Genomic DNA, 25,631 nt, shown 5'->3' with positions numbered 1-25,631 from the left:
AGCCCGTATGGGCGAAGCAGTCTCTTGAATAAGATATTTTGCAAAGGTCTCTCATAATGTAAAGCTTATTTTTTGACAAGCTTAATCTTCAAGGGTAGAGGTATCTCCTTCAGGAAGCCCTAACTCTCGAGCCCGTAATAAGCGACGCATTATCTTTCCACTTCTCGTTTTTGGGAGTTTATCAACAAAAACCACCTCAGAAGGTGTAGCAATAGGCCCTAATTCTTTGCGTACGTGTTTGATGATGCTTTTTCTCAAGCCATCAGAGGGCTTTTTCCCTTCTCTCAAAACTACAAAGACTTTGATGCGTTCCCCTTTTACTTCATCTGGAAGTCCAATGGCCGCAGCTTCGGCAATGGCTGGATGACTAACCAGGGCTGATTCAAGGTCTGCCGTCCCAATACGGTGACCAGCTACGTTTAGTACGTCGTCTGCCCTTCCTAACACGGCGAAATAGCCTTCCTCATCGCAAACAGCAATATCTCCAGTTTTGTAGCAACCGGGAATTTCTTTCCAGTAAGATTCATATCTGGCCGGGTCATTATAAATAGTGCGCATCATGTAAGGCAGAGGTTGTCTCAGAACGAGATATCCGCCTTTACCTGCTGGGAGAGAACGTCCCTCGGCATCAACCACGTCAGCCAGCACTCCAGGCAAAGGTTTTCCCGCAAAGCCTGGTTTAGCTGAAAGACAGGGAAGGGTACCTAAAACAGGCCCAGCTACCTCAGTTTGCCAGAAATTATCTATACAATAACCTTGATTTTCAAGGATTATTTCCTGAGCAAAGCGCCAGGCTTCAGGATTCAGGGGTTCTCCGGCACAGGCTAGAATTCTTAAGGTTGACCTATCATATTTTTCAATGTGTTCCTTGCCAAAGCGCATAAACATACGGAGAGCGGTGGGGGCGGTAAACATTACGGAGACACCGTATTTTTGTACCATCTCCCAGATAACGCCCGGATGGGGATAGTCAGGGGCTCCTTCGCGAATGAGAATAGTAGCCCCGGCACAGAGTGGTCCGTAAACAATAAAAGAATGCCCTACTATCCAGCCTATATCAGATGTGCACCAATAGACATCTTGGTCTTTTAAATCGAAAAAGGCTCTGGAAAGATAATAAGTGCCTACCATATATCCACCATGAACATGGACCACGCCTTTAGGTTTCCCGGTTGTTCCCGAAGTATAAAGTATAAATAATGGATCTTCGGCATCCATGACTTCAGCTTGGCAACGATGGGAATGACTTTTTAAAAGTTCCCAGAAGTCAACTTCCCATTCTTCCAGCTCAATGGGTGGGCTTGTGCGACGGTGGACTATTACTTTTTCGACAAAGTCTAGTGTTTCAAGGGCTTCGTCAACTACGGCTTTAAGTCTTACCACCTTGCCACGTCTGAAAGTCACGTCAGAACATATCACAATCTTAGCCTGACAATCTTCAATACGAGAACGCAGGGCTCCGGCTCCCATGCCGGCGTAAACTACCGAGTGAATGGCCCCGATACGAGCACAGGCTAGCATAGCGATAACACCTTCAATGGTTAAAGGCATGTAAATGACTACCCGATCACCTTTGCCGACACCTAATGATTTGAGTCCATTAGCAAACTGGTTAACTCTGTCTCTAAGCTGGCCGTATGTGCCGACTTGTTCTTCTCCCTCTTCAGAAAGCCAGATTACGGCTACTTTATTGCGCCTCCAGGAATCAGCATGGCGGTCAAGGGCGTTTAAGGTGATGTTTGTTTTTCCGCCTACAAACCAGCGATGGTAGGGTAGATTTATCTCTCTTACCTTTTGCCATGGTTCAAACCAGGCAAGCTCTGAGGCAATTTGCCCCCAAAAGCCCTCTGGATCTCTAATTGAGTAGGCATAAACAGAGTCGTAATCTTTTATAAAAGCCTCTTCTAAAACTTTAGTAGGGGGAGAAAATCTTTCAGTACTTTTTAGAAGATGATCAATTTGTGTGTCATAATTGTGGGCGTTAGACATGAAACCTCCTTCTTTTTTGGGTTTATCAGGCTATAATAGCCTCTGATGTTAAAGTTTTATTTTGCTACCCAGATATTTACCTGGCCATTTTATCTCGGTTCACATTTTAAAAGAGAAAAACGGGCCCTTTTAAACAAACGTTTAAACCCCCCATTAATCCCTGACACCAAACAGGTTATCTGGATTCATACCTTATCAGTAGGAGAAGTGCAAGCCGCTATTCCTTTGCTTAAAGCCTTGCGGGAAAATTTACCCGGATATTTTTTGGTCTTTACCGTGGCTACCGCCAGTGGTTATCAACAGGCCCTCAAACGGGCCGAAAACTTAGCAGACCTTATATGGCCAGGCCCGATTGATCTTTACACTGTCATCAGAAAGTATTTAAAAAGTTTTCACCCAGCCCTTTTTATTTTGGTAGAATCAGATATATGGCCTGGTCTTTTAGGTGAAATTAAGAGAAGAGATATCCCTTTGGTTTTGGTTAATGCCGCTTTATCTGAAAGATCATTTAAGAGGCTTAACAAAATTCCCATTTTGAAAGACCTGCTTTTTGGGTCTTTTTCTTTTATTGGGGCCGCTACCAAAGGTGATGCTGAACGCTTAAAAAAACTTTTACCTGAAAGAGAAATCTTTTTCTTTGGCAACTTAAAATACGAAATACCTCCACCATCTAAAGAAAAAATAGCCAGGCTAAAAACTGAATTAGGGCCATTCCTAAAAAGGCCCGTAATCGTATGTGGCTCAACTCACCCAGGAGAAGAAGAGCTTTTATTTGAGGGTTTTAGGCGTTTTGGGAGGGGTTCTTTGGTTCTTTGTCCACGCCATCCAAAGCGCGCTGAAGAATTGCTAAAACTTGCCCGGGAAAAGGGCTTTAAAGCATCAAAGCGCAGTAATCCTTCTGCTTCTGAAGTAATAGTAGTCGATACTTTAGGAGAACTAGCAGCTCTCTATTCTCTAGGAGACGTTGCTTTTGTTGGGGGAAGCCTAGTTCCTGTGGGCGGTCATAATCTTTTTGAGCCTTTAGTTTTTGGACTTCCTGTGTGTTTTGGGCCTTATGTGGAGAGTATCTCCGATTTGGCCGAATATCTTATTGAAAAACAAATAGGTTTTAAAATAGATAACTCGAAAAACATTGCTGACTTATGGAATAAGATAGTTTGTCAACAAAAAGACTTAAAAGATAAAGCTTTAGCCATAAAAAAAGAATTTTTAGGGGTTTCTCAACAATACGTAGCCTATTTAGAAAAATTTTTAGGTCATAAATAGTTATATGAAAGCTTTTAAGAGAATGCTTCGCTTGTCCTGAGACTGCTTCGTCGCGCATACGCGCTCCTCGCAGTGACAGGATGGAGGCCGGCTTCTCGCAGAGACCGGAAGGAAATGGGCTCGCAGTGACAGGGTAGTAACTGGCCAGTGATAGATGGTTGGTGGTAAGTTGGTGAGCGTGCTTCTTTTAGTTTGTCATTGCGAGCGGAGCGAAGCAATCTAACGGTTTTTCAATGGTCTCAATATCAAAAGACTTGATAAAAATAAGAACGAAAAATGCTTAAATTATCTTTTGACGATCCCGACTAAAAGTGATATTTCATAGTAGACTACTTGACAAAAGGAAGATGATATTTTAGTTATCGAGAATAAATAAAATTAAAAAGTGAAAAGTGAAAAATGAAAAAGCTTTGGTTCCCCTGTGGGTTACCCCTCAACTCCACCCTCAACAACCAGATACCCACCTCCATCCCTCTTTAACCCACAGGGGGCCTTTCTATTTATTATCTTAACCATAATTTTTGTTCTATCCTTGACTAATTGTTAAAAAACTTTAACTTTTTCTGCGAATATTTGAGCGGGTAGGGGTTATGGCCAAAGATTACTACAAGATTTTAGGGGTTTCGCGAAACGCTACCCAAGAAGAGATAAAAAAGGCTTATCGTCGCCTGGCTCTTAAATATCATCCTGACCGCAATAAAGGTAATAAAGAAGCTGAAGAACGTTTTAAAGAAATAAATGAGGCCTATGCCGTCCTTTCCGATCCAGAAAAACGCCGTCAATATGATCAATTCGGTTCTACAGAATTTCACCGTCGTTATACGCAAGAAGATATTTTTCGAGATTTTGATTTTGAATCTATTTTTCGTGATTTAGGAGTTGGTTTTGACTTGGGTAGTTTTTTTGGTTTTGGAGGAAAGCGACGGGGTAGTACTAGTTTCCGAATAGATCTTGGTGATCTTTTTAGTCAAGTATTTGGAACGTCTCCAGAAGAAGAATGGTTTGGCAAAGAATCATACCGCACCAAACATGCTGAAAGAGATTTTGTTTCGAATGGGGACGTTGTTTTAGAACTCCCGGTAACCCTTGAAGAAGTGGCCCAGGGAGCGGAAAAGATAATATCTATCGCCCCAACTGGTAAAGCCGAACGTATTAAAGTCAAAATTCCTCAAGGTGTAGAAGACGGCCAGAAATTGCGTATTCCCGCTCAGGGAACCTACGGTCCTCACGGGCGACGAGGGGATCTTTATCTCAAAGTCAAGATTGAAGAGCATCCCATTTTTGAACGTGATGGTAAAAATATTATCTGTGACCATGAAATAAAGTTCTCTGAGGCCGTTTTAGGTACTACTATTGAAGTCCCCACTCTATACGGAAAAAAGGTAAGGGTAAAAGTGCCCCCGGGCACGAGGAGTGGGGCCAAACTGAGACTAAGAGGCCTTGGTCTTCCCGATAAATCTGGTGGTAAAGGGGACCAGTTTGTCAGGATAAACATTAAAGTTCCTAAAACTTTAACTAAAGAACAAAAGGATTTGATTAAGAAACTTGCCAAAGAAGGGCTTTAACCTACGGTGGGAGCTTCTAAGAGAAATAGCCGAAGATTTACGCTATCTCCTTGAGCGGGGTTATCATAAAGAAGCCTCTATTAACTTTTTAGCCAACCGCTGGCAGCTAAGTGCTTTGGAAAGAGAAGTTTTAAAGAGGGGAGTATTTTCTCAATTAGAGGCTCAATTGCGCCTCTCAAAAAAGAAAGACCCTGCGTATTTAAAGAACAAAATCCTTTACATTGACGGTTTTAATGTTCTTACCACTATCAGGTCGGCCCTGGCAGGGCTTCCGGTTTTTATGTGCGATGATGGCTTTATAAGGGATCTGGGAAAGCTTACACCTAAGTTTACTCCTAATGAAGTTTCAGAAAAGGCCATTTTGCTTTTATTAAGGAAACTTAAACAATTACGTCCTAAAAGGGTAGAAATTTATCTGGATAAACCGCTTTCACGAAGTGGAGAATTGGCCGCCAAATTGCGCGAGTTTTTTGAAAAAGAGGGTATTTTGGGAGAGGTAATCCTTACTTCATCAGCTGACAAAGCCTTGATAGGGGTTTCTTTGCTGGCCTCAAGTGATGCTGCTTTGCTAGATAGAGCCGAGGCGGCCTTTGACCTGGCCGCCTCAATATTGGAGGAGGAGGGGTACAGATGGCCTTATTTATCCAGCTACTACTTCTCCGAGTTTGAAGATAGGAAGATAAAGTGAGACAATAATTCCCCCGATTACCACTCCTAAAAACACGATCATTACCGGTTCAATCATCTGGGCCATGGCATCAACAGTATTGTCCACTTCTTCTTCAAAAAATTCAGCTACTTTATCAAGCATTTTTTCAAGAGTACCACTAGCTTCACCTACGGTTACCATTTGTACTACCATATAAGGGAAAATACTGCTTTTAGAAAGAGGGTCAGCAATTGATTGTCCCTCTTGAACAGCTTGCCGTACTTGATTGATGGTCCTTTCTACTACTACGTTTCCAGCGGTTTTGGCGGCAATGGTTAAGGCGTCAATTATAGAGACGCCACTCATTATCAAGGTACTCAAAGTTCGCGAAAAGCGAGCAACGGCTACTTTGCGAAAGAGATTTCCGAAAAGTGGAAGCTTAAGAAGCAGGGCATCTATATGTAGCCGGCCTTTTTCTGTACGGTAGTATTGTCTCAAAAGAAATACGGAAATAATAGTTCCTCCTATGAAAAAGGGGAAATAAGTTTTAGTGAGACGGCTGGCCTCAATAACAATTTGAGTAGGCAAGGGGAGGGCCTTACCCATTTCTGAAAACATTTTTTCAAAGGTAGGGACTACGAAAAGCATGATTATGCTCAAAACTACTACAGTAACAAAGAGCACAATAGAAGGATAAATCATGGCTTTTTTAACTTTGGCTTTAAGGGCCAGATTTTTTTCCATGTAAGTGGCCAGTCTTTTCAGAGAAAGTTCTAAATTTCCACTGCTTTCGCCGGCTTCTATCATATGAAAATAGAATTTATCAAATATTTTGGGGTACTGTTTAAGGGCTTCAGAAAAAGGTGTTCCTTCTTCTACCGCTTTTTTGATTTTAAAAACTACTTCTTTGAAATAGGGGTTTTTTTGTTGGTGGGCAAGCGAATCAAGGGCCTGAATCAAAGGAAGCCCGGCTTCAAGCATGGCGGCAAGCTGTCTGGTGAAAACAACTATTTCTTTTGCTTTTACTTTCTTAGGGGTGCTGAGACGTGCTAAAAAGCCTGAGCCTTTGGCCTTTACTTTTACTGGAGTTATTTTTTGACGTCTTAATTTGATGCGGACTATCTTTTCGTCCGGGGCTTCAAGGGTTCCTTTTACTATTTCTCCAGCAGGATTTTTCCCCACCCATTCATATACTGGCATATAACTTCCCCTTCTATTTGTTTTTTATTCTTTTCGGCAAAATAGAAGGGGAAGTTAATTTTTTTAGCGACCAATCCAGTAGTTCGGAGCTTCTTTAGTGATGATTACGTCGTGTACGTGACTTTCGCGAAGGCCTGCCGGTGTAATCCTTACGAAACGCGCTTTAGTGCGGAGTTCTTCAATATTTTTGCAACCACAATAGCCCATTCCAGAGCGAAGGCCACCCATAAGTTGATAAATCATCCCTGATACCGGACCACGATAGGGGACCCTTCCTTCTACACCCTCAGGAACGAATTTAGCCGGGGAGTCGGCCTTTTGGAAATACCTTTCTCCGCCTCCCTTCATCATGGCTCCAAGCGAACCCATGCCGCGGTAAACCTTATAAGTGCGACCCTCGTAAAGGATCATCTCGCCAGGGGCTTCATCGGTACCGGCAAAAAGTGAGCCGATCATCACCGCGTGAGCGCCTGATCCAATGGCCTTGGTAATGTCTCCAGAGAACTTGATACCACCGTCAGCGATAACCGGGATACCGTATTTATTGGCCACCGTGGCACTGTTATGAATAGCAGACAATTGAGGCACTCCTACACCGGCAACAATGCGGGTGGTGCAAATAGAACCAGGCCCTACACCTACTTTTATGCCGTCAGCTCCTGCCTTGATTAAGGCTTCAGCGCCTTCTGCGGTGGCAATGTTTCCGGCGATCAGGTTACAGTCAGGAAAGTGGGCTTTTATGTCTTTTATAGATTCAATTACGTTTTTGGAGTGCCCGTGGGCTGAGTCAATAACAATTACGTCACAGCCCACTTTTAGTAAGGCTTCTATATGGGCCAATCTTTCAGGGCCAACGCCAACAGCAGCTCCCACGCGCAGGCGGCCCAGTTCGTCTTTGCAGGCATTAGGGTACTTCTTTAACTTTTCTATGTCTTTAATGGTAATTAGTCCTTTTAAATGGAAGTTTTCATCAACTATGAGCAGCTTTTCAATACGGTGTTCGTGGAGAATTGTTTTGGCTTCTTCAAGGGAAATACCAGGGCCAGCGGTTACCAGGTTTTCAGTGGTCATTACCTCGCGAACCGGGCGATCCAACTGAGTTTCAAAACGAAGATCGCGGTTAGTCACTATCCCCAGTAATTTTTTTTCAGGGCCTTCTACCACAGGGACACCTGAAATGCGATATTCTTCCATAATTTTTAAGACTTCACGAATGGAAACATCTGGCCCTACGGTTACCGGGTCAATAATCATGCCGTACTCGGACTTTTTAACTTTTTCCACTTCACGGCATTGCTGTTCAATAGACATGTTGCGATGAATAATACCAATACCGCCCTCTCTGGCCATGCTTATGGCCATGCGAGCCTCGGTAACTGTATCCATGGCCGCTGAAAGTAAAGGAATATTAAGTGTAATCTTTGGAGTTATTTTGGTTTTAAGGTCAACGTCTTTGGGTAAAACGTGAGACTCAGCCGGTAAAAGTAGTAAATCATCAAAAGTATAGGCTTCCTCTATAGGAAGATTTAACATTGTATCACCCCTTTTTTAATTTTTTCTAAAATTAGACTGCTTCGCCCTTAAGGGCTTGCAGTGACTAAAGTAGCTGGCCATTGTGAGGAGCGGATAGCTATACTCCGCTCGCAACCGGGCTCTAAGCAATCTAAATTCAAAGGTCGTTTTTAAATATTTTCAGAAATAATGGGTCTTTTTTCTATAAGATGCAAGAGCAACCCTTCGAGAATTCCTGTTTCACTTATTAAAAAACCTTTGCTATTTAAAATATCCGCTAAAGCCGAATAAATTAATGCTCCAGGTAAAATTATATCTTCCCGGCCTTCTTCCATGCCTTTTAAAAACTTTATTTCAGATGAAGAAAGACTGGCCAGTTTTTGTACAAGTTCTTTTAGTTTTTCAGTTTTTAAAAAATAACCGTGTACTTTAGCAGGTGAGTAACGTTCAAGCCCCTGGGCAAGAGCGGCTAAACAAGTTGCTGTGCCTCCCGTAGCAATCAAAGAATGAGGTGCTGGTGACAAATACTTTATTTCCTCAAGAAAGTTCGTAATTTCATTTTTAGCCTCTTCCATTTCTTTTGAAGTGGGGATGTCATCAGAAGGGAAAAACTTTTCTTTTAGGGTTACGGCACCTAATTTGAGGCTTCCAATTTTTATAGGCTTTTCATGATGGCAAAGAATGTATTCAGTGCTACCCCCTCCTACATCTATAATGAGAACAGGGGAACTTTCTGGTTTAAGGCTAAAAAGAACGCCTTTAGCCGTATAAAGGGCTTCTTCCTCTGGACTTAGAATTTTTACAGGTGTACCTAAAATTTTTTGGGCCTGTTCTAAAAAATAGTCAGCATTTTGGGCTTTGCGAAAAACTTCGGTGCCAGCGGCAAAAACTTCTTTTACCTCGGCTTTATCAAGCAATAGGCGTATTTTTTTAAGGGCTTTAATTCCTCTTTCATGAGCCTTTTCTGAAATTCGCCCTTCTTTAGTCAGCTTTTCGCCTAGGCGTACGTTAAAACGTTCTTTTAAAAGGATTTTAAAATCGCCTTCAGAGGCTTTGCCAATAAGTAATCTGAAAGTTTGGGTGCCCAGATCAATGCTTGCCAAAGCATGTTGATTAAGTCTTTCTTTAAGGTCTTTACCAACCTTAAAAATAACTCTTTTACGAGTAGGAATGATCTGTTCTTCGCCTGTTCTGGGATTTTTAAAAAAGCGCTCTTTTTGTCGTTTAACAATAAATCTTCCAAACCCGCGTATTTCGATGCGTTCTTCGTCTTTTAAGGCCTGAGTTAATCTTTCAAAAAGGAGGTTTACAATAAGTTCAAGGTCTCGGCGTCTAAATTCGGGAAATTCTCGCCAAAGTATATCTACTAAGTCGCTTTTGTTCATAATTACTGCCACTTCATTATATAAAGAGGAGAAAAGAGAACAGCCAAACTTTGACTAAGTTTTTGTTCTACTAGAAAGCGTTCCCATAATTTTTCTTTAGAAGGATAGACTACTTCTGGATAACCCTTCAGGCCAGCCATTTTAGCAGCTAGTTTGATGGCATCGTTTAAGTTTCCAAGTTCATCTACTAGGCCAAATTCTTTAGCAGCCCGACCGGTAAAAACGCGCCCATCTGCGAACTTTTTGATTTCAGCTTCTTTAAGACCTCTCGAGTCTTCTATGGCCTTTACAAACTGCTGATAAATATCATTAATAGTTTGATATAGGATTTTTTTTTCATCTTCTCTTAAAGGCCGAAACATATTGCCAGTGTCTTTATAGGGACCACTTTTTAGAATAGTGGCTTCAATGCCAATCTTTTCTAAAAGCTTGCTGAGGTTAGGGACTTGCATCATAACCCCGATACTTCCTGTTATGGTGCCTGGAGCGGCTACTATTTTTTGGGCTCCAAGAGCTACATAAAGCCCCCCTGAGGCCGCTACCGAGCCCATAGAGGCTACTACAGGCTTTTCTTTAGAGAGTTCTCTAAGGGCAAGATAGAGTTCCTGAGAGGCTCCCACCGCTCCCCCGGGGCTTTCAATACGTACTACTACGGCCTTTATGTGTTTGTTTCGTGCAAACTGCCTGATTTCTTTTAAAGGTTTATCTGCCTCCGAGATAACCCCTTTTATTTCAATTAACCCTATTTTAGGCCCAGAAGAAAAGGTAGGTTCTCCTTTAAATAAAAGAAAAAGGCTTATAGCAAACAAAATCAAGAAAAAAAGGAAAATTCCGCCTAAAAAGGCTAAAAGATTTGTAAAAAATTTTCGAACGGACATCTTTGCCTCTTAAAAAGAAAGCAGGGGGAGATTACTCCCCCATATTTCTCAAAGGATTTTTAAAGTTTACTTTGTTTTTCCAGAGTTTAAAGTCTCTTTAAGAATAGCCCCAAGGGTTATACTTCCTTTTTGCGAGCCTTTACTAAACTCTTGGTATTCTTTCTTTTCTTCGTCTTCTTTGAGTTTTTTGATGGAAAGTCCGATTCGACGAGATTCCGGTTCAATTTTTACTACTTTAGCTTTTACTTCTTGTCCGGGTTCAAACATACCTACAGGGGTTTTTACTTTTTTGTCTGAGATTTCAGAGACGTGGACAAGACCTTCCACACCTTCTTCTAGTTCTACGAAAACACCAAAATCAGTAACATTTGATACCTTACCGGTTACTACGCTCCCTACAGGATATTTCTCCGGTACACTTTCCCAGGGATCAGGGGTGAGCTGTTTAACACCTAAGGCTAGTTTTTCTTTTTCACGGTCAATTTTGAGTATTACCGCCTGAATCATATCACCTGGTTTGTAAGCTTCAGAAGGGTGTTTTATTCTACCCCAGGATAGATCGGAAACGTGGATAAAGCCGTCAATTCCTTCCATAACCTCTACAAAAACACCAAAATCAGTGACCGTTTTTACAGGTGCTTCAATTACCATGCCTTCAGAGAACTGTTCCACCAGCACATCCCAGGGATTAGGTTCTACTTGCTTTAGAGAGAGAGAAACCCGACGGTTTTCACTATCAACCCCTAGCACAACTACTTCTACTTTGTCTCCCACTTCCAGGATATCTCGAGGATGTTTGATCCGCTTGGTCCAAGAAAGTTCAGAGATGTGGATAAGCCCTTCTACACCAGGCTCAAGCTCAACAAAGGCCCCAAAGTTAGTTAGGGAGACAACTTTGCCTTCAATTCGTTTGCCTTCAGGATATTTTTCAGCCACGGTTTCCCAAGGATCAGGGGTTAGCTGCTTAATACCAAGGGCTATTTTTTCTTTTTCCCGGTCATATTTGATGACTTTGACTTTGATTTTGTCTCCCACTTTGAAGTAATTGGACGGATGTTTAACACGTCCCCAGGAAATATCAGAAACGTGTAAAAGACCATCTACTCCTCCTAAGTCAACAAAGACACCGTAGTCCGTAATGCTTTTTACAGTACCTTCGAGCACCTGACCTTCTTCAAGGTTTTCGAGTAATTCTTTTTTGCGTCGTTCACTTTCTTTTTCTAAATAATTGCGATGGGAGACCACAACGTTATTTTTCTTGCGATCCACACTCACCACTTCAACTTTAAGGGTAGTACCAATAATTTCTTCAGGGTTTTTGGGAGGTTTTAAAAAGGCCTGTGAAAAAGGTAAAAATGCCTTTAAGCCTTCTATATCAACCGCAAAACCGCCTTTAATTCTTTCTAAAACATATGCTTCTAAGGGTGTTTTATTCTTTTGCGCCTGTTCAATCTTGTTCCAGGCCCGACGACGTTGAAGCTTTTTATAAGCTACTCGCACCATACCATCCGGGGTGCGGAGATTTTCAATAAGAATTTCTACTTCGTCTCCAGGTTTGACCTTTACTTCTCCATTTGGCCCCGTAAATTCTGTAGTAGGGGCAACACCTTCGCTCTTATAACCGATGTCGATAAAGACCCACTCAGGGTCCACTCTCAAAACTTTTCCGGTGAGAACTTCTCCCCGGGAAATAGTTTTGATTTCTCCGGCTAAAAGCTCTTCAAAGCTTTCTTCCGGAGCTTGATTTTGGTTTTCAATAACATTTTCCATGGCCTCGACCTCCCTTAATTTGACTGCACCTTATACCACCTGAACCCACAAAATTCAACGTGGCAGATTAAGTTTGTGCTTGGTTTTTACAATTCTCATAAAAGGAGATAATTTTTTAGCTGCTGTCAATCTTTGGCCAAAACTAATTCGTCTCTGCGATTAGGCCGTCTCGCCGACGAAGCAGTCTCAAATTTTTTTGATTCATTTTTAAATATTTGCTAGAAAAAGGTTGAAAGTTATTATGACTATAGCCAAGTTTTGTCAAGGAGTTTCTCATGGATAAATTAAAACGTTTAGCTATAAATGAAGAAGGCTTTATTTTTGATCCTGTCACTGGCAATAGCTTCACCACCAATCGTGTAGGCTTATGGATCCTTCAAAAACTCAAAGAAGGTAAAACTCCTGAAGAAATAATAAACGAATTGCCAGAACATTTTGAAGTTGATACCGAAACTGCTGAACGTGATGTAACGGATTTTTTAGAGCAGCTTCGGCACTATAAACTTATTTAAAGGGAGTTTTTATGTCTGAAGAAATAGTAGTGGCCGTTTCAGGCATTAACGCTGTTGATAATCCAGGCCCGGGTTTAGGGGTCATCAGAAGTTTAAAAGAAGACTCTTCTCTAACAATAAAGGCCTTAGGCCTGGCTTATGATGCTATGGAGCCAGGAATATATCTTGATTGGCTGGTTGATAAATCTTTTATTATGCCCTATCCCTCAAGCGCTGAAGAAGATTATTTGGCCAGACTTTTTTATATTCAAGATGTTACTGGTCTTCAGGTGGTAATTCCCACCTTAGATGCTGAGCTTCCCCTTTTCATTAAAGGGGAACAGGAATTGTCATCTAGAGGGATCAAGACCTTTCTTCCTACCTGGGAACAATTTGAGCTACGTTCTAAACAGCGATTAATGGAAATGGCCCCTCGCCTTGGCCTGTCTGTTCCTCCAACAGAACAAGTCTCTTCATATTCAGACCTCATGAAAGCGCTTGATCGCATAGGCTTTCCCGCTATGATAAAAGGCCTTTTTTATAAGGCTTATCGGGTGCACACTTTTGCCGAAGCCGAAGGAGTTTTCTATAAAATCGTAGAAGAATGGGGATATCCGGTTCTGGTTCAAAAAGTCATTCAAGGTGAGGAATTAAATGTAGTAGGTGTAGGCGATGGAGAAGGTGGTTCTTTAGGTATGATGGCCATCAAAAAACTCTGGATCACTTCTCTTGGCAAGATATGGACAGGAGTAACCATAAAACATGATGTTTTACTTGAGTCATCGCAGAAGTTTTTGCGTGAAACTGGCTGGCGAGGAGCTTTTGAACTTGAATGTATAGCCACTGAGGATCGTATTTATCTGATTGAGATAAACCCTCGTTTTCCAGCTTGGTTATACTTTGCCACTGGAGCGGGTATTAATCTTCCAGCAAGAATGGTCAAAAAGGTATTAGGTCAACCTGTTGAGACCCATTCTGAATACGAAGCTGGGCGTCTTTATATACGTTACACTTACGATTTGGTTACTGATATGGATGTTTTCCAGAAAATAGTAACGCGTGGTGAAACTTAATTTAAAGGAGAACGGTTATGAAAGAACCTTACGAAAAGCCACTCATAAAAAAGGTTCAAGTAGGACTTAGCAATAAATTTGGTTCTGTTTATGGTCGCCATTTGCGTCCAGAAATAGACGGAGTACCTATTAGCGACTTGGTTTCTAGATTTGGCTCTCCTCTTTTTGTTTTTTCTGAAAGGCGATTAAGAGAGAAATATCGTCAAATTTATCAAATGTTTTCTACGAGATACCCAAATGTCCAGTTTTCCTGGTCTTATAAAACTAATTATCTAGATGCTATTTGTGCCATCCTACATCAGGAAGGAGAGACAGCAGAGGTTGTCTCGGAGTTTGAATATGAAAAGGCTCGCAGATTAGGTGTTCCTGGTTCTGAAATAATTTTTAATGGTCCATACAAGCCCTTATCAGCCCTTAAGACAGCGGTTCAGGAAGGAGCGATTATAAATATTGACCATTTTGACGAGATTTATGATTTAGAAGAAATTGCCGAGGAATTGGGACAGCCTATCAAAGTAGGTATTCGCCTGAATATGGATACGGGGATAAGTCCTCAGTGGACGCGTTTTGGTTTTAATCTGGAATCAGGCCAGGCTTTAGATGCTGCTAAAAGGTTAGTTTCAGGTGGTAAACTGATATTAAATGGCCTACATTGTCATTTGGGTACTTTTTTGCTTGAGCCTAGAGCGTATGCCAAAGCTATAGAAAAGATGGTAGATTTCGCTTATGAACTTGAAGATAATTTTGACTTAAAAATAGAATATTTAGACATCGGAGGCGGATTCCCTTCTCGTAATCGGTTGAAAGGAATTTATTTGTCACCAGAAGTGGCTGTTCCTCCTTTAGAAGATTTTGCCGAAGCTATTTGTGATACTTTGTTATCAAAACTTAAACCTAATGACTTTCCTAAACTTATTTTAGAAACAGGTAGAGCTATAGTAGATGAAGCTGGTTTTTTGATTACTACTGTACATGCTAGCAAACGCTTGCCAGATGGTACTCGTTCTTATGTAGTAGATGCTGGAGTTAATATTCTTTTTACAGCATTTTGGTATAATTTTAAAATAGAACTTGAAGAAGATATTTCGGGCCCAGCAGAACCCTGTGTAATTTATGGCCCCCTTTGTATGAATATAGATGTAGTTGCCGAAAATGTCCAGTTACCTCCTTTACCTAGAGGTACCCGTCTTATTTTTTCTCCTGTTGGAGCTTATAACGTTACTCAATGGATGCAATTTATTCGTTATCGTCCGGCGGTAGTTCTAGTAGGGGAGGACGGCCAAGTTGACGTTATTAGAGAAGCTGAAAACTTAAATGATGTAGTAGATAGAGAACGTCTTCCCGAAAGGCTTATATTAAAAAAGTCCTAGCTGATTTATGAAAGTAAATTTACAAAGCAATCAAAGGCTCGCCCAAAAAGAAATAACTTTAGAAGAACAAAAACACTTAAAGACTGTTAATAATCTGATCTTAAAGAAACTTCGTTCTTTTTGGGGTTACTTTAGAACCATAGCCAACAGTTATTCTGAGATTTTTTTCTTTGAGAACTTTTGGCTAGGTTTATTGCTATTAGCCGCTACTTTTATTTATCCTAATATTGGTTTATCTGGTCTTTTATGTGTTTTAGCGGCTTATGAGTTTGCCAGGTTTTTGGGTTTGAAAAAAATATTTCGCGGTTCCGGTTTTTATACTTATAACCCTTTGTTAGTAGGACTATCTATAGGCTATTTGTTTAAGCTTTCTTTTTTTAGCTTTTTCTTAATAGTTGCCGCTGGAATTTTGACCTTTATAGTTACTTTTGGATTAGCTAATATTTTCTATTCTTTTTTCCGATTGCCAGTACTTAACATCCCTTTTGTTTTAATAAGTACAGCTATATATTTGGCCTCTTATAAGTATAGCAATCTCTTGTTTTCCGAATTTAAACCCTGGTGGCCATTTCTTACAGATATTGCTGACCATCTCCCCATCTGGCTTTTAGGGTTAACACAATCCTTAGGAGCTTTGCTTTTTTGTCCCCATTTTATAGGCGGACTTATTTTTCTAACCGTTATTTTTTTCGCTTCCCGTATTTTATTTATTCTGGCAGTGGGAGGTTATTTTTTAGGCCTTTTAATTTTGTCTTTTCTTGAAGGTTCTATTTATCAGGCCGCTAGTAACTTAGGGGCCTTTAATTTTAGCTTAATAGCCATGGCTATTGGAGGGGTTTTTCTTATCCCCAGTCCCCGAAGTTATGTTCTTGCGGCCTTATCAGTGGCCATTTCTCCTTTCCTTTTAGATGCTGCTACTTTTTTTTGGGCCCAGTACGGTATCCCTTCCTTTACTTTACCTTTTAACGTGGTGGTTCTTTCCTTGTTATATACTTTGGGTTTGGCAGGTTTTCCCTTATTGGCCTCTTATTATAGAGGATCGCCTGAACGGACTTTAGACCATTATTTGTCTTATTTAGCCAGATTCCCCGGAACATTGCGTACTTTAAGTTTACCTGTGGCCGGAGAGTGGACGGTATGGCAGTCTTTTGATGGTCCCTGGACCCATAAAGGAATATGGCGTTATGCCGTTGATTTTGTAATCACTGACGACCAAGGCCGGACTTATCGCGGTGAAGGAGCCCATCTTGATGATTACTATTGTTTTGGCAAACCTGTTCTTTCTCCAGTTAGGGGGCGTGTTGTAAGTCTAGCTAATGATATAGAAGACAATCCCCCAGGGGCCGTAAACGAAACCCAAAATTGGGGGAATTACGTTTTGATTTACGATGAAAGGGGCTTTTATGTTTTACTGGCTCATCTGAGGAAGGGCTCTGTCAAGGTAAAAGAAGGACAATGGATAGAACAGGGGCAAATTATAGGGCAATGCGGAAGCTCAGGTTATTCTCCTCAACCCCATCTTCACGTTCAAGTACAGCTTACCCCAGAACTTGGGGCTCCTACGCAACCGTTTAGTTTTGTACATTACGCTGTTTTAAAAGACACCGATTTGATTTACAAAGCCAATGATATCCCTGAAGAGGGAGAACAGGTCCAGGGTCTTTATCCAGATAAGGCCATGGAAAACATGATGTCACTAGTGCTTGACCAGGAAATTATTTTTGAGTTTCTGGTAAATGACGTTCCTCAAAAACAGGTGAATTTTAAAGTTCAGATGGATACCGATGGCACATATTATTTGGCCGAAAATCACAACTCACTTTATTTTAATAAGTTTGAAGGCACTTTTTATTTCTTGCGCCAAGACGGAAACGCCGTGTGGTTTCGCATGTTGTTTTTAGCTTTTCCTAGAATGCCACTGGTGTACCAGAAAGGCCTTATCTGGGAAGATTTTTTACCTTTAGAGACCTTTTACAGCCGGTTGAAACGAGCCCTTTATACCTTTTTAGCCTCTTTTAATCATCGTCTGGCAGAAATTAAGGGTATTTATAAATTTTCTGCTCCGAACCGAATAGAAGGAAAGATTGCCCAGGGAGGAGAAGAAATAAAAACTCAGGTAATATTAGATCCTTTAAAAGGTTTTGTACAAGAAGTTACCCTTATTAGTAATGATAAGAAATTTTCTTTAAGGAGGGTTTTATGAAAAAGTTGTGTTTAGTATTTCTCATAATTTTGGGAGTATCGTTTACAGGAAAAGTATGGGCTCAAGATTGGAATACTTACGCCAGTTTATATACGACTTACATTAACTTTGAGAATTCTCAAATAAAAGATAATGGATGGTCTACTACGGGTTATTTGGCCTTTAAGAATAGTTATATTCATTCTTTAGAATTAGCTTTGTCTCAGACAAAGATAAATTATAAAACAGAGAGCGATTTGTCCCAGACTGATTTTACTGTTCTCTATTCTAATACTGACCAAATTCTCAAAAATCATGTTTTTAAGGTTGGTTTTCATTATATTAACACTGATGATCAGCTCACTGATAATGGTAAAGTTATTTATTTCAAAGGGCTTTATTATCAACCATATAGCTGGAATATTGGTTTGGAGTTTGCTTATTCTCTTTATAATTCTATAGATACTGTTGCTAAAGGTACCACGTCTAATAAAAAGAAAAGCTCTGCTTCTGTTGCCAGTAATGATTTGCGAGTATTTCAGTTTAGCCCTCGTTTTGGCTACTTTTTTGCGGCTTTAGGTAAAAGAATTTATGGTGAATCCCGTTTTTATTTTATCCTTCTTAACGATTATGTTGGCTCCTTTGATAAAAATAATTTTTCTTTTGAACAGTATTTTAGCACTTATATAGGATTGACTGATTTTAAAATTTCGGCCTGGATTGGAAAACAGGTTTTTGCTGTAAAAAATGAAGGATTTGTTGTTTATAACTTGTCTGACGAATATTTGGGTGGTTTTTCTTTTGAGGTAGGTCGTAAGGTTACTACTAAGTTAAGAGTTGCTCTTAATTTGTCTCAAGAGTGGCTTAAACATTCAGGTTTTAATGATAATGTAGGTCAAACAGTTGTAACTTTAAGCCTAGGCGGTAGTTTTTAAAAGTTGAGGAGGTTACTATGAAAAAAGTTCTATTTACTCTCGTTTTAACCTTTTTTCTGATGGGCTCTTCGGCTTTAGCTTTAAATGTTCAGCAGGCTTTTCGTGATTCATATCGCTACGAAAAAATGGCCTCTTATCAAGATGCTATTGATGCTCTTTTGCCTGTATATCAAAAATATCCAAAATTTTATCTGGTTAATTTGAGACTAGGATGGCTTTATTATCTGGCTGGGAAATATCGAAATTCAATTGATTACTATGAAAAGGCTTTAAGCATAAAACCAAGTTCTTTTGAAGCTCTTTTAGGATTATCATTGCCATATATGGCTCAGAAAAACTGGCCTAAAGTAGAAGAGCTTATGAGAAGGCTAATAAGAGAAGATACATATAATTATTACGGAAATTTGCGATTAGCCATAGCTTTGCGTCTTCAAAACAAGGCGGATCACGCTGAGCGAGTAATGCGAAAAATGTTGCAGCGCTATCCTACTAGCGTTTTATTTTTAGTAGAACTTGGCCAGGATTTATGGTGGCAAGGGAAACAAAACGAAGCCAGGCGTGTTTTTCGTCAGGTTCTTCTTTTGTCTCCAGAAAACATAGTGGCCAAAAACTATTTAAAGAAATAACCAATTAATCCTAGATTCTCGCTCAAGCGGGAATCTAGGATTCTTAAAAGAACTTCCTGCAAAGCGCTTTGATCCTGTTCGGTACCGCTTTGCTTGTCCCAAGCTCAGCTAAAAATTTTTTCTTGACTTTCGAACAAGTGTTTGATACATACATTTGTATGAAAAATAAATTTTCGGATAAATTCGGCACCAAAGAAAGGCTCATTGAGGTGGCTGAGAGACTTTTTGCCGAAAAGGGGTTTAAGGGGGTGAGTGTGCGAGAGATAACCAGCCAGGCCAAAGTACACCTCGGGGCTATAAATTACTACTTTGGTTCTAAAGAAGGTCTTTATCTTGAAGTTTTCCAAACTCGTTTTTTAGAACGGGCCAAACGCCTTAAAGAAACCTTTGAAAAAAATCTCAAGGATGATGACCCTAACTTAGAAGGAGTGATTAGAGCTTTTGCTAAAGCCATAATTTCCGGGCCACTAACAGAAGAAGAACGTGAAATTCACTTTAAACTTCTGGCAAGGGAGATGGTTAGGCCGTCTAGTATTTTAAAACTTATCGTGGAAGAAGCGTTAAATCCTTTTCTAGTCTCTTTTGAAGAAGCACTAAAAATTTACTTGCCTTCTCTTCCTCCTGAAAAAATGCGCATGGCCGTGCTTAGCATTCTAGCTCAGATTCTTTATTTCAATTTCGCTCGCCCCAAGGTGCAAGAAGTTACCGGCCAAAAGTTTGATGCTCACTTTGAAAAGTTTTTGATAGAGCATGTTGTTTCTTTTTCTCTCAAGGGCATCGAGGGCTTGGCATGAAAAGGACGATATGCTTTTTAAGCCTAATTTTTATCCTGATGAGCCCACTCACAGGGATGGCCCAAAAAAGTCTTTCTTTAGAAGAAGCTATAAGGCTTGCGCTTAAACATCATCCTTCAATAAAGGCCCAGAAAGACGCCTTGAAAGCTTCTCGTTTTGCCAAAAAAGCTACCAGCGCTAACCGCTGGTTAAAGGCTAATCTTATTCTTCAAGCCGAACGCCATAATGATCCGGTCACTATAACTTCTATAAAAGGGCCAGGCCAGTTCCCGCCCTTTAGTCGGGATATTTATTTCTGGCAGGTTGAGGCCACTTTTCCCTTATACGAAGGTGGGCGGGTAGCTCAGGAAGTAAAGATTAAAGACCTTGAAATCAATATTAGGCAAAGCCTTTTAAGGCAATCAACTGAAGATCTTATAGCCAATGTAAAGCAACTTTACTTTCAGGTGCTCTATCTTAAAAATCTTGCTAAGGCCCAGAGAGAACTTTACCGCCTGCTTGAAAAGCAATACCGTGATGCCAGTTTAAAATACCAGGTGGGTAAAATTGCCAAACTTGATCTCCTTTACTTTAAAAGGGCCTTAGAAGAAGAAAAGGCCTTACTTTTGGCCAGTGAAAACAACTTGCGCCTGGCTAAAAAGCTTCTTGCTCTGGTTATTGGTCTTGAGGATACCAGTTTTGAAGTGTCTTCTGCGCTAGAGCCCTCTAAAAAACTGGACTTTAATCCTTTTTCAGCCGATAAATTTTTAGACCAGAGGCCTGATGTCAAAGCCGCTAAACTTAAGGTTAAACAGGCGGAAGCCGCTATTTCGCGGGCCAAAAGGGAATATCTGCCAACTCTTTCTGCCTTTTCTTCTTACGGAAGGCGGGCAGGGGCCGGACTTAATAACGATGAAGAAGTGTGGGTGGCTGGTGTGCGGCTAAACTGGTCAATATTTGATTCCGGGGTAAAAAGAAATCTAGTCAAAGAAAAACAGGCCCTTTGGCTTGCCGCTAAAGAAGAACTTGAAAGTCTGAGACTTGCCGCTTCACAGGAGATAATTTCAGCTGTTAGCCGGATTAACTCCGCCAAAAGCCAGGTGAACCGCCTTAAAGCCGCTGAAGAATTTGCCAGAGAAGCATACAAGAGAGAGGCTTTCCGCTATCAGGCCGGAGCGGGTTCTATCAATGACTTATTGCAGGCCCAGGAAGCCTGGTTGCGCACTAAATCAAACCTTCTAAAGGCCTATTATGACCTTAACACCGCCACTATTTCCTTTGAACTGGCCACCGGGCAAATAGCCAAGGAGTTTTTAAATGAATAAGCTTAAACCTTTTCTAATATTGTTGGTGGTTTTTCTTTTGATTTTCGGGGCTTTTAGAGTGGTCAAACTCAAAAAAGAGACTATCCAAAGTGTTAAACCGCCCCAGAAAATCCCTTTACCCGTTGAAGTAGCGAAGGTAACTAAGGGTACGCTTGAAATACGTGAACATTATCTGGGAACTATCACCCCTGTGCACGAGGCTAACATCGCCACCAGGATATCTGGCTACATTTTAAGGATTACCAAATATGAAGGGGATAAGGTTAAAAAGGGAGAACTTTTGGTTGAGATAGAGGCCAAGGATATTGAAGCCAAGCTCGGCGTTCTTAAAACACAATTGGCCTCGGCTCAAACAGAACTTTTAGTGCGTAAGGGTATTTTTGAACGCAACCAAAAGCTTCTTGAGCATGAAGCTATTTCCCAGGAGGCCTTTGACCTTTCTAAAGCTGCCTATCAAGCCGCTCTCGCAAGGGTAGAACAGCTTAAGCAGGAAATAGAAGCGGCTAAAGTTAATCTTTCTTATGCCTTTATTAAGGCTCCCTTCTCTGGAGTAGTTACCAGGCGTTTTAAAAATCCAGGTGACATGGCTACCCCTGGAGCTCCCCTTATAACTCTTGAAGATCCTAAAGCAGGTTATCGTCTTTTGGTAAACATACCCCAGGAGAAGGCGGCCTCAATCGTTCCTGGTGACAGGGTCTATATTTCGCTTGGGGACAGGCAAAAAATCGCCGCGGTTTATAAGGTTTATCCAGCGGTCTCTAAAGAAGCCCTGGCTACCGTGGAGATAAGGCTAAAGAAGAGGCCTTTTTCCCTGCCAAGCGGGGCCTCTTTAGGAGTGGATCTGGTTTTGGCCAATCTTGAAGGGCTTCTCTTGCCGGCCAAAGCCCTGGTGCCTGGCAAGTCCCAGGGAGTTTACGTGGTAGAAAAAGGCAGGCTTAAGTTCATCCCTGTAAGGGTTCTTGGCCAGAGCAAAGGCCAGGTGGTTGCCTCAGGAAAGCTTAATGAAGGCGATCAGGTAGTAGTGGGAGATCCAGGGCTGCTTCTAAGACTTTACCCTGGCCAAAAAGTTATTCCAATTAAAGGAGGCCACGATGAAAGTATTTAATCTTGACGAGACCCGTGTATTTGACAAGGCCCTTAACAAATTTTTGGTTCATGATTCTCCGTATTTTCGGATCATTAATTTCAATATAAAAGCCGGTGAAGAGTTTCCTGTGCATTCGCATTCGGTTGAGGGAGAGTTAAGCATTCTTGTTTTGGAAGGTGAAGGCTATTTTCTAGGGGCCGAAGGAGCCAAAACTCCGGCTAAGGCTGGCGACATTTTTATTTGTGCCATAAATGAACCTCACGGTGTGGAAGCCAAAACTGACATGCGTATCCTCGTAGCCATTGCTCCGCCACTATAAGGAAAGCTAGATGACCTTTGTAGAACGTTACCTTAAATGGCCTCATCTAATACTTGCCCTCTTGTTCCTGGGGGTAGTTTTAGGGATTAAGAGTTTCAGGGAGCTCCCTCTTAACCTTTTTCCAGACGCCAACTATCCCCAAATAGTGGTAGTGCTTTCTTTGCCCGGGGCTTCGGCTGAAGACGTAGAAAAGGAAGTAGTAATCCCTGTTGAAAAAGAGCTGGCTACCCTTTCTCTGGTGCGCAAAGTGCGTTCTGTGTCTCGAGACGGCGTAGGTGTGCTCTCAGTAGAGTTTGAATACGAAAAAGGGCTTTCTGCCGCTCAGGTTGACGTTTCTTCAGCCCTTGACCGCATTCTCAGTGACTTACCAAGAGGCCTTTTACCTCCACGTATTTTCAAGGTCAGTGACGTCACCAATCCGGTGATGACCGTGGCTATAAGCCCTAAAGAAGGCTCTAATCTTACTCTTTCAGAAGTAAGACGCTTGGCCGAGGAATACATTAAGCCCTCCCTTTTAAATGTCCCCCAGATTGGAGACGTAGAAATTTTTGGAGGCTATCAGCCAGAGGTAAGGGTTGAAATAGAAAGAGACACCCTGGCTCGTTATGGGCTGAGCCTGGCTAACGTGGCCGCCGCCCTTGCCTCACAAAATACCAACTGGCCTGCTGGCATTATAAGGTCTAATGAGCAAGAAATCTTTATAAAGATTCCTGGAGAAATTGCCCGGCCAGAGGAACTTAAAGACCTTACTATTCCGCTAAAAGGCAAATCCATTCGTCTGGGAGACATTGCCCGTATAACTCTTTCTCATGAAGATAGAAATAGCCTTTTTCACGGCAACGGAAGGCCAGCCATTGGGCTAAATGTTTTAAGGCCCGAGAATGGCAACGTCATGGCCACTATTGAGGCCGCGGAAAAGGCTTTAAAAAAACTTAAGGTCCAGTATCCTGAGCTTTCTTTTTCTATAGCTGATACCCAGAAAAATATTATTAAGACCTCACTTTCTAACCTTATAGGAGCCTTGCGTGATGCTATTATTCTAACGGTAGCGGTTATCTTTCTTTTGATGGCCAGAGTTCGGGCCACACTTTTAGCGGCGGTGTCTATTCCTGTAACTTATTTTCTCACCTTTTTTCTAATGAAGCTCTTTGGCCTGGAGTTGAACATTGTTACCATGACTGCGGTTATTCTGGCTGTGGGTCTTTTGGTTGATGACTCCATAGTAGTAGCCGAAAATATAGAACGCCATCTGCGCGAAAAGGGCCTTTCTCCCAGGCAAGCCGCTATCTCAGGCACGCAGGAGATAATGCTGGCCGACCTCTCTGGCACTTTTACCACTATCCTTGTGCTTATTCCCATCATGTTTGTCGGTGGATACGTGGAAAAGATTTTGCGGCCCCTGGCCATGGTGTTAACCATGGCGCTTACGGCTTCTTACATCGTTTCGGTAACTATAATCCCGCTTCTTGCGCCCTATGTGTTACGAGCTGGCGAACCCTCGCGGTTTGAAAAATTTCTTTCCCGTGTAAGCGAAGGATTTCTTGAAAAATTCAGGGCGTTTTATTTGACGCTCTTTAGGTTTGGGGTGCGCTACAAGGTAGTGCTTATCATGCCGGCGGTGCTTCTCATGGTTATCAGTGTGAAAAAGATTATGCCTCTGGTGGGGCGAGACCTCATGCCTCCCATGGATACAGGGATCGTAAAGATATCTTTTGAAGTCACTCCCAATACTCCTATTGAAGAAGCGGAAAAAATAATCCGTAAAATGGAAAATACCCTAGAAAATTATCCGGGTTTTATTCGTATGGCCACGGTCATGGGGTCAGAGCCTGGGGTAATAAGTTTTGGTGCTGATCGCACGCCCAGACAGGGAATGATAACCGTACATTTTGTAGATCGTTTTCACCGTAAAGAAAATATCTGGCAGATAGAAAATCACCTTTACAGCGAATTCTTAAAGATACCAGGCCTTAAAACCTTACACGTGTTTGAGTTTGGTGCCACTCCTCTTTCTTCTATTGCCGCACCAGTTGATGTAATGGTTTCAGGGAGTGATCCTCGTATTCTTCACAAACTGGCTCTAGAAATAGAAAACCGCTTATACAAAGTGCCTGGGCTGGTGAGTCTTTCTCATACCTGGGATTTTGACCGCCAGGAGTTTTTGATAAAACCCAATCTTGAAAAGCTTTCGTTTTACGGCCTTACTCCAGAAATTCTTGCCCGTGAAATGGCCATGGGATTTTCTGGTGGCAAGGCTTCCTTCTGGAGGGTTCCAGAAGAGCGTCCTTACGTCATTAAAGTGCGCTTTTTGCCCTACGAAAGGGACTCTCTTGAGTCACTTTTAAATTACATGGTGCCTACGCCTAAAGGTCCCGTACCCTTGAAAGAATTAGCCACGGTGGAAAAAGATTTCGTAAGAAGTGTCATTGTGCGGGATAATCTCTCTCCGGTTATTGATGTGCTGGGTTATCGTCGTAAGACGGCCATAAGCCATATCCAAGAAGGGGTAGGGAAGGCCTTGTCTGATCTGAAAGTCCCTTCAGGCTATAAACTTTCGCAGGAAGGCGAAGTAAAGCCGATGAAGGAATCATTTGCCAGGTTAAAAGATGCCCTTATCCTTTCGTTGATTTTGCTTTATTTTTCTCTGGTGCCTACTTTCAGGTCTTTTAGACATCCGATAACTATCATGGTGGCTATTCCTCTGGCTCTAATTGGGGCGATCTGGGGGCTTTTGCTGGTGGACAGGCATTTTTGTATGCCAGCTTCCATGGGCATGATCCTTCTTTCAGGTGTGGTGGTTAACAATTCTATTTTGTTGCTTGACTTTATTGAAAAGGCCCGCCAAAAAGGAAAAGATTTGAAAGAAGCCGTTGAAGGAGCTATTCGGGCCAGAACGCGGCCTATCTTGATGACCGCCCTTTCCACTATTACGGGCATGATCCCTATCGCCGCTGAACGGGCTATAGGTCTTGAGCGCCTTTCGCCTCTAGCGGTGGTGGCCATAGGTGGACTGCTGGTGGGTACCATTCTTACCCTTGTTTATGTGCCGCTTTTTTATGTGTTCCTGGAAAAAGTTCGCGCTTTGGTAAGTCGTAAATGATGTAATGGAGACCTAAATAGGTACTTAATTGCTTAGCGTTTGGGGTTACCCCAAACGCTAAACCCCGTAAACATCATTCACCCATCTGTAGGGCTTGGAGGTGAAGCTCCCGTATAATCCTGTAATTTCCGTATAA

20 protein-coding genes are annotated in these 25,631 nt (G+C 41.7%); 14 read left to right on the top strand and 6 right to left on the bottom strand.

What is annotated here, in order from left to right; all coding sequences use genetic code 11:
- Window positions 1-81: 81 nt before the first annotated feature.
- Complete coding sequence (gene acs / locus THEIN_RS00770) at window positions 82-1,989, bottom strand: acetate--CoA ligase (protein WP_013906785.1); 1,908 nt, start codon at window positions 1,987-1,989, stop codon at window positions 82-84.
- 45 nt (window positions 1,990-2,034) lie between these two features.
- Here acs and THEIN_RS00765 point away from each other — a divergent pair, with 45 nt between their 5' ends.
- From THEIN_RS00765 to THEIN_RS00755, 3 genes are all read left to right on the top strand, one after another.
- On the top strand, window positions 2,035-3,255 hold the full coding sequence (locus THEIN_RS00765) for a 3-deoxy-D-manno-octulosonic acid transferase (RefSeq protein ID WP_013906784.1): 1,221 nt from the start codon (window positions 2,035-2,037) through the stop codon (window positions 3,253-3,255).
- A 590-nt stretch (window positions 3,256-3,845) separates the two neighbouring features.
- Complete coding sequence (locus THEIN_RS12295; RefSeq protein ID WP_013906783.1) at window positions 3,846-4,820, top strand: DnaJ C-terminal domain-containing protein; 975 nt, start codon at window positions 3,846-3,848, stop codon at window positions 4,818-4,820.
- Window positions 4,801-5,508 carry a DUF434 domain-containing protein gene (locus THEIN_RS00755; protein ID WP_013906782.1) on the top strand — a complete coding sequence of 236 codons (708 nt, stop codon included), beginning with the start codon at window positions 4,801-4,803 and terminating at the stop codon, window positions 5,506-5,508. The genes THEIN_RS12295 and THEIN_RS00755 overlap by 20 nt, the downstream gene beginning before the upstream one ends.
- Here THEIN_RS00755 and THEIN_RS00750 read toward each other — a convergent pair.
- The 5 genes from THEIN_RS00750 to THEIN_RS00730 form a co-directional block, all read right to left on the bottom strand.
- Window positions 5,461-6,669, bottom strand: a complete 1,209-nt coding sequence (locus tag THEIN_RS00750) for a type II secretion system F family protein (RefSeq protein WP_013906781.1) — start codon at window positions 6,667-6,669, stop codon at window positions 5,461-5,463. The genes THEIN_RS00755 and THEIN_RS00750 overlap by 48 nt on opposite strands.
- 63 nt (window positions 6,670-6,732) lie before the next feature.
- On the bottom strand, window positions 6,733-8,202 hold the full coding sequence (guaB, locus tag THEIN_RS00745; RefSeq protein WP_013906780.1) for an IMP dehydrogenase: 1,470 nt from the start codon (window positions 8,200-8,202) through the stop codon (window positions 6,733-6,735).
- A 149-nt stretch (window positions 8,203-8,351) separates the two neighbouring features.
- A complete protein-coding gene (locus THEIN_RS00740; protein ID WP_169311137.1) occupies window positions 8,352-9,578 on the bottom strand; it encodes a Ppx/GppA phosphatase family protein in 1,227 nt (408 codons plus the stop codon).
- Window positions 9,569-10,444 (bottom strand): signal peptide peptidase SppA, encoded by an 876-nt coding sequence (gene sppA / locus THEIN_RS00735; RefSeq protein ID WP_013906778.1) that lies wholly within the window; start codon window positions 10,442-10,444, stop codon window positions 9,569-9,571. Before sppA ends, THEIN_RS00740 begins: the two co-directional genes overlap by 10 nt.
- Window positions 10,445-10,510: 66 nt before the next feature.
- Window positions 10,511-12,214, bottom strand: a complete 1,704-nt coding sequence (locus THEIN_RS00730) for a 30S ribosomal protein S1 (protein ID WP_013906777.1) — start codon at window positions 12,212-12,214, stop codon at window positions 10,511-10,513.
- Window positions 12,215-12,489: 275 nt separating this feature from the next.
- Between THEIN_RS00730 and THEIN_RS00725 the strand changes: the two genes are divergently transcribed.
- The 11 genes from THEIN_RS00725 (at window position 12,490) to THEIN_RS00675 (ending at window position 25,495) form a co-directional block, all read left to right on the top strand.
- Window positions 12,490-12,726, top strand: a complete 237-nt coding sequence (locus THEIN_RS00725) for a PqqD family protein (RefSeq protein ID WP_013906776.1) — start codon at window positions 12,490-12,492, stop codon at window positions 12,724-12,726.
- A gap of 11 nt (window positions 12,727-12,737) precedes the next feature.
- Entirely contained in the window at window positions 12,738-13,778 is a 1,041-nt protein-coding gene (locus tag THEIN_RS00720) for an ATP-grasp domain-containing protein (protein ID WP_013906775.1), read from the top strand.
- Between the two features lie 17 nt (window positions 13,779-13,795).
- The gene (locus tag THEIN_RS00715; RefSeq protein WP_013906774.1) at window positions 13,796-15,148 is read left to right on the top strand and encodes an alanine racemase; all 1,353 of its coding nucleotides are present in this window, start codon (window positions 13,796-13,798) and stop codon (window positions 15,146-15,148) included.
- Between the two features lie 7 nt (window positions 15,149-15,155).
- Window positions 15,156-17,351, top strand: a complete 2,196-nt coding sequence (locus THEIN_RS12425; RefSeq protein ID WP_013906773.1) for an urea transporter — start codon at window positions 15,156-15,158, stop codon at window positions 17,349-17,351.
- Window positions 17,348-18,265 carry a hypothetical protein gene (locus THEIN_RS00705; protein WP_013906772.1) on the top strand — a complete coding sequence of 306 codons (918 nt, stop codon included), beginning with the start codon at window positions 17,348-17,350 and terminating at the stop codon, window positions 18,263-18,265. The genes THEIN_RS12425 and THEIN_RS00705 overlap by 4 nt, the downstream gene beginning before the upstream one ends.
- A gap of 17 nt (window positions 18,266-18,282) precedes the next feature.
- Window positions 18,283-18,891, top strand: a complete 609-nt coding sequence (locus THEIN_RS00700) for a tetratricopeptide repeat protein (RefSeq protein ID WP_013906771.1) — start codon at window positions 18,283-18,285, stop codon at window positions 18,889-18,891.
- Between the two features lie 158 nt (window positions 18,892-19,049).
- A complete protein-coding gene (locus THEIN_RS11425) occupies window positions 19,050-19,685 on the top strand; it encodes a TetR/AcrR family transcriptional regulator (RefSeq protein ID WP_013906770.1) in 636 nt (211 codons plus the stop codon).
- Window positions 19,686-19,723: 38 nt separating this feature from the next.
- Window positions 19,724-20,989 (top strand): TolC family protein, encoded by a 1,266-nt coding sequence (locus tag THEIN_RS00690; protein ID WP_169311136.1) that lies wholly within the window; start codon window positions 19,724-19,726, stop codon window positions 20,987-20,989.
- A complete protein-coding gene (locus THEIN_RS00685; RefSeq protein WP_013906768.1) occupies window positions 20,982-22,094 on the top strand; it encodes an efflux RND transporter periplasmic adaptor subunit in 1,113 nt (370 codons plus the stop codon). Before THEIN_RS00690 ends, THEIN_RS00685 begins: the two co-directional genes overlap by 8 nt.
- Entirely contained in the window at window positions 22,081-22,395 is a 315-nt protein-coding gene (locus THEIN_RS00680) for a cupin domain-containing protein (protein ID WP_013906767.1), read from the top strand. The genes THEIN_RS00685 and THEIN_RS00680 overlap by 14 nt, the downstream gene beginning before the upstream one ends.
- 10 nt (window positions 22,396-22,405) lie before the next feature.
- A complete protein-coding gene (locus THEIN_RS00675) occupies window positions 22,406-25,495 on the top strand; it encodes an efflux RND transporter permease subunit (RefSeq protein WP_013906766.1) in 3,090 nt (1,029 codons plus the stop codon).
- Window positions 25,496-25,631: the final 136 nt, after the last annotated feature.

This window comes from Thermodesulfatator indicus DSM 15286 (assembly GCF_000217795.1).
Lineage (GTDB): Bacteria > Desulfobacterota > Thermodesulfobacteria > Thermodesulfobacteriales > Thermodesulfatatoraceae > Thermodesulfatator > Thermodesulfatator indicus.
Note: the sequence above shows the minus strand (reverse complement) of the source record. Positions and strands in the feature narration are given on the sequence as shown.

Excerpts from the sequence above, each read along its gene's own strand:
- THEIN_RS00675 (WP_013906766.1), top strand. The coding sequence starts at position 22,406 with ATGACCTTTGTAGAACGTTACCTTAAATGGCCTCATCTAATACTTGCC.
- sppA (WP_013906778.1), bottom strand. The coding sequence starts at position 10,444 with ATGTCCGTTCGAAAATTTTTTACAAATCTTTTAGCCTTTTTAGGCGGA.
- THEIN_RS00730 (WP_013906777.1), bottom strand. The coding sequence starts at position 12,214 with ATGGAAAATGTTATTGAAAACCAAAATCAAGCTCCGGAAGAAAGCTTT.
- THEIN_RS00720 (WP_013906775.1), top strand. The coding sequence starts at position 12,738 with ATGTCTGAAGAAATAGTAGTGGCCGTTTCAGGCATTAACGCTGTTGAT.
- THEIN_RS00715 (WP_013906774.1), top strand. The coding sequence starts at position 13,796 with ATGAAAGAACCTTACGAAAAGCCACTCATAAAAAAGGTTCAAGTAGGA.
- THEIN_RS00700 (WP_013906771.1), top strand. The coding sequence starts at position 18,283 with ATGAAAAAAGTTCTATTTACTCTCGTTTTAACCTTTTTTCTGATGGGC.
- THEIN_RS00765 (WP_013906784.1), top strand. The coding sequence starts at position 2,035 with ATGTTAAAGTTTTATTTTGCTACCCAGATATTTACCTGGCCATTTTAT.
- THEIN_RS12295 (WP_013906783.1), top strand. The coding sequence starts at position 3,846 with ATGGCCAAAGATTACTACAAGATTTTAGGGGTTTCGCGAAACGCTACC.
- THEIN_RS00690 (WP_169311136.1), top strand. The coding sequence starts at position 19,724 with ATGAGCCCACTCACAGGGATGGCCCAAAAAAGTCTTTCTTTAGAAGAA.
- acs (WP_013906785.1), bottom strand. The coding sequence starts at position 1,989 with ATGTCTAACGCCCACAATTATGACACACAAATTGATCATCTTCTAAAA.
- guaB (WP_013906780.1), bottom strand. The coding sequence starts at position 8,202 with ATGTTAAATCTTCCTATAGAGGAAGCCTATACTTTTGATGATTTACTA.
- THEIN_RS00705 (WP_013906772.1), top strand. The coding sequence starts at position 17,348 with ATGAAAAAGTTGTGTTTAGTATTTCTCATAATTTTGGGAGTATCGTTT.
- THEIN_RS00750 (WP_013906781.1), bottom strand. The coding sequence starts at position 6,669 with ATGCCAGTATATGAATGGGTGGGGAAAAATCCTGCTGGAGAAATAGTA.
- THEIN_RS11425 (WP_013906770.1), top strand. The coding sequence starts at position 19,050 with ATGAAAAATAAATTTTCGGATAAATTCGGCACCAAAGAAAGGCTCATT.
- THEIN_RS12425 (WP_013906773.1), top strand. The coding sequence starts at position 15,156 with ATGAAAGTAAATTTACAAAGCAATCAAAGGCTCGCCCAAAAAGAAATA.
- THEIN_RS00725 (WP_013906776.1), top strand. The coding sequence starts at position 12,490 with ATGGATAAATTAAAACGTTTAGCTATAAATGAAGAAGGCTTTATTTTT.
- THEIN_RS00680 (WP_013906767.1), top strand. The coding sequence starts at position 22,081 with ATGAAAGTATTTAATCTTGACGAGACCCGTGTATTTGACAAGGCCCTT.
- THEIN_RS00685 (WP_013906768.1), top strand. The coding sequence starts at position 20,982 with ATGAATAAGCTTAAACCTTTTCTAATATTGTTGGTGGTTTTTCTTTTG.